Origin of the sequence: Nocardia tenerifensis NBRC 101015, from assembly GCF_000308715.1 — a bacterium.
In the GTDB taxonomy this organism is placed as follows: domain Bacteria; phylum Actinomycetota; class Actinomycetes; order Mycobacteriales; family Mycobacteriaceae; genus Nocardia; species Nocardia tenerifensis.
This window is the reverse complement of record NZ_BAGH01000215.1, coordinates 1-3,333: the sequence shown is the minus strand read 5'-3', so window position 1 is coordinate 3,333 and position 3,333 is coordinate 1. Positions and strand designations below refer to the sequence as shown.

Below are 3,333 nucleotides of genomic sequence, written 5' to 3'. Positions count from 1 at the left end.
CGAGCGCTGCTTCGATCCGGACTGCTACTCGGCATCTGCACCGTCTGAGGCCCACACAGGGTGCGCATTCACGGAAAGCGTGCGGCCGTTGGTGCCGGCCGCAGCCTCTGCGCAAATCCGCCCTAGCACCTGGAATCCGCACCACCTGCGGGGCCTGCAGGGCGTGTGAGTTCATGGAGAGGATGCGCCCGTCGGTACTCGTCCGCCCTGGCGCTGGCCGTGCATCGATCCGCACCGGTACCCGGAATCCGCACCGCTGTGGGGCCTGCACGGGTGCAGATTCACGGAAAGGTGCGGCAGTCGGCGCTCGCCCGCCCGAGTGCTGGCTGGGTGAGCGGGGCTAGTCCAACCACTCCGCCAGTTCGGTGGCGACCTGAAGGTGTCGGTCGACGGCCGCGCGGTCCTCGTCGGACAGCTCGAGCGCGGCGATGTCAGCGCGCAGTTCGGCGACGCGCTGCGGATCGTTCGCGGCTACCGCCAGTTCGATGAGTTCGGCCATCGCATGGGCTTTTTCGAGCGGGGTGGCGGTGCCGGCGAAGCGGCGCAGGCCGGACTCCAGCGTCTTACGGGCCGCCTTGTCGTCGAGCTTGGAGAAGCGCAGGATCCGCGCGTTGTCCAAAGTCCTTTGCAGACCGTGAAGTTCGCGCGATCCGCCGTAGTCGGGGTCGGGCTCGTCGCGCAGGATATAGATGACGGAGTTGCCGACCGGGTCCACGACGGTGAACCGGGTTTGGCCGGGGCGGAACCTGGTGATGCGGGGCCTTCCGCGTGCGGGCACCCGGCCGTAGCGTTCGCGCAGTGCGGAGCTGAACAGTTTGTGCAGCTTGGCCACCTCGTCCACCAGGACCAGGGACGTGATGTGGCATTCCTCCGCGTTGCCCTTGTCTTTCGGCGTCGGTCCGAAATGCAGGTGGTAGCCGTCGCGGGTCACCGCGCCGTAATGGTAGGGGCGGGTCTGCTCGGCGGTCACCTCGTACCCGAGCGTCCGGTAGAAGTCGAGCGTCTCGGGGAGGTCGCCGCTCCACATCACCGGTACCGAAAAGTTGCCCATGAAGCCTCCAACTACCTGCGGTAATCAATTTTGACTAGCGAAGGGTAGGGCGGTCGCGATGTGGAAGTCAAGTTTGACTACCATGGAGGCTTCGATCCGGAGGGAGCCTGTTCATGTCGGTCGTGCGGCTGCTGGTGCTGGGGGTGATGCGCCGACGTCAGCCGACCTACGGCTACGCCGTGCGCCGCGAATTGCTGTCGTGGCGTGCGGAAACCTGGACGAACGTCAAACCGGGCTCGATCTACCACGCGCTGAAACAGCTGACGCAGGAAGGGAAATTGAGCGCGCAGGGCACCGAGGGCAGCAGTGAGGGTCCGGGCCGCACGCTGTTCACGGTGACCGACGCGGGGGAGGCGGAGTTCCGCAGACTGCTCGACGAGGCGTTGGTCAGCGTCCACATGGAGGAGCTGGGCGCGGGCATCGCGTTCATGGACGCGTTACCGCGCGCGCACGTCATCGAGAAGCTGCGCGAACAGCGGCGGCGCAGCGAGGAGATCCGCACCGGCCTGCTGGCGATGATCCCGACCTTCCCGGGCGGCCGCTTCGAGCCGCCGCACACGACGGACCTGCTGGAACTGTGGAGCAGCGTCTTCGACAACCTCACCGGCTGGACCGACGGGCTGGTGGAGCGCCTGGAGGCGGGCGAATACCGAATGTCGGATCAGGCGACGGGCACCGATACGCTGCCCCCATGACGAACACGCTGGAGGCCGTCGGCAAGGCGGATTACGTGCTGCTGACCACGTTTCGCAAGGACGGCACGCCCGTCGGCACCGCGGTCTGGGCCGTCGCCGACGCGGGCAAGCTCTACGTGTGGACGGTCACGGACAGCTGGAAGGTCAAGCGCCTGCGCCGAAATTCGGAGGTGACGGTGCAGCCGTGCAGCGTGGCGGGCAAGCCGCGCGGCGAGGCGGTCGAAGGCACCGGCCGCGTCCTGGACGAGGCGGGCACCGATCGGGTGCGCAAACTCCTCATGCGCAAGTACTGGCTGATGGGCCCGATCACCATCCTCGGCAGCAACCTGCGCCGAGGCAAGAAGGGGACGATCGCGATCGAGATCACGCTCGCCCCCTGAACGGGGGAAACAGAAGGCGTGCGGCGGATTACGTCGCTTGGCTCACCGACGACATGTGGAAGTCCGGAATTCGCAAGGGCGGCATGGCCGTTCGGGTGAACCAGTCCTTCCATTCGCGGGGCAGCGTGATCTCCGTGGCGCCCGCCTCGGTGACGCGGCGCAGCAGGTCCAGCGGGCTCTCGTTGAACCGGAAGTTGTTCACCGCGGCGGTGACCTCACCGTTCTCGACGAGGTACACACCGTCGCGGGTGAGTCCGGTAAGCAGCAGGCTGGCCGGGTCGACCTCGCGGATGTACCAGAGCGTGGTGAGCAGCAGGCCGCGCTCGGTGCGGGCGATCATCTCGTCCAGCGAGGCGCCGGAGCCGCCGGTGAGCAGCAGGTTGGAGCCGGGAACCGTTGGGGTGGCGCCGAATTCGGCCGCGGTGGCGCGCGGGTAGACCAGCGACTCGATGACGCCCTCGCGCACCCAGTCGACGCGTTCGGCGGGCAGGCCGTTGTCGAAGACCGACATGGCTTGCGAGGAAGCGGATGTCGCGACGAACGGACGGTACTCGAGCCCCGGCGCGGTCGGATCGGAGTACAGCGTCAGCGGAATGTCGGTGAGCCGCTCGCCGATTCGCGTGCCGCCCGCGCGGGAAAACGCGGTGTGGCCCTCGTGCGCGCCGCGACCCTCCATCTCCCAGGCCATGTAGATCATCATGTCGGCGACGGTGGACGGCGGCATGAGCGTCTCGTATCGGCCCGCGGGCAGGTCGACCTTGCGCTTGGCCCAGTCCAGGCGGCGGGACAGCTCGGCGAGCAGGCCGGGCATATCGACGTCGGTGAAATCGGCGGTGCCGGTGCCAACCCAGGCGCTCGCGAGATCTCTTCCCTCGCCACGCTTTCCGTTGATCTCGACGGAACCGGTCGGCTGCACGAAGCGCCGCCGCAATCCGGTCGAGCTGCCGAGCCAGGTGGTGTGCACGGTGTGCTGAGCGAAGCCGTACAGCCGGTCGGCGCCGTCGAAGCCGGTCGACAGGTCGCGGGCGAGATCGCTGAAGACCTCGATGCCGGTGCTGCCCGGCGCGGCGGCCCAGTCGTCGGCGGGGGCGCCGGCCTCGAGCAGCGGCATGGCGTCCCTGGCCGGCTCGGCGGTGCGGGCGGCCGCCTCGGAGCGGCGCACCACGGTCTCGATCTCGGCGGGGTCGACGCTGGTGGAGCCGATGGT

4 protein-coding genes are annotated in these 3,333 nt (G+C 68.2%); 2 read left to right on the top strand and 2 right to left on the bottom strand.

Going from position 1 to position 3,333, the window contains the following annotated elements; translation table 11 throughout:
- Nucleotides 1–340: 340 nt before the first annotated feature.
- Nucleotides 341–1,051 carry a DUF8817 family protein gene (locus ON39_RS18075; RefSeq protein WP_040735575.1) on the bottom strand — a complete coding sequence of 237 codons (711 nt, stop codon included), beginning with the start codon at nt 1,049–1,051 and terminating at the stop codon, nt 341–343.
- 113 nt (nt 1,052–1,164) lie between these two features.
- On the opposite strand from ON39_RS18075, the gene ON39_RS18070 reads away from it, so the two are divergent.
- Nucleotides 1,165–1,746, top strand: coding sequence for a PadR family transcriptional regulator (locus ON39_RS18070; RefSeq protein ID WP_040735574.1), 582 nt, complete (start codon nt 1,165–1,167; stop codon nt 1,744–1,746).
- Complete coding sequence (locus tag ON39_RS18065) at nt 1,743–2,126, top strand: PPOX class F420-dependent oxidoreductase (RefSeq protein WP_040735572.1); 384 nt, start codon at nt 1,743–1,745, stop codon at nt 2,124–2,126. Before ON39_RS18070 ends, ON39_RS18065 begins: the two co-directional genes overlap by 4 nt.
- A gap of 28 nt (nt 2,127–2,154) precedes the next feature.
- On the opposite strand, the gene ON39_RS18060 is transcribed toward ON39_RS18065, so the two are convergent.
- Nucleotides 2,155–3,333: metallopeptidase TldD-related protein (locus ON39_RS18060; RefSeq protein ID WP_040735571.1), on the bottom strand; the 1,179-nt coding region annotated here is incomplete at its 5' end.

Coding starts and splice junctions, on each gene's coding strand:
- ON39_RS18070 (WP_040735574.1), top strand. CDS start 1,165: ATGTCGGTCGTGCGGCTGCTGGTGCTGGGGGTGATGCGCCGACGTCAG.
- ON39_RS18065 (WP_040735572.1), top strand. CDS start 1,743: ATGACGAACACGCTGGAGGCCGTCGGCAAGGCGGATTACGTGCTGCTG.
- ON39_RS18075 (WP_040735575.1), bottom strand. CDS start 1,051: ATGGGCAACTTTTCGGTACCGGTGATGTGGAGCGGCGACCTCCCCGAG.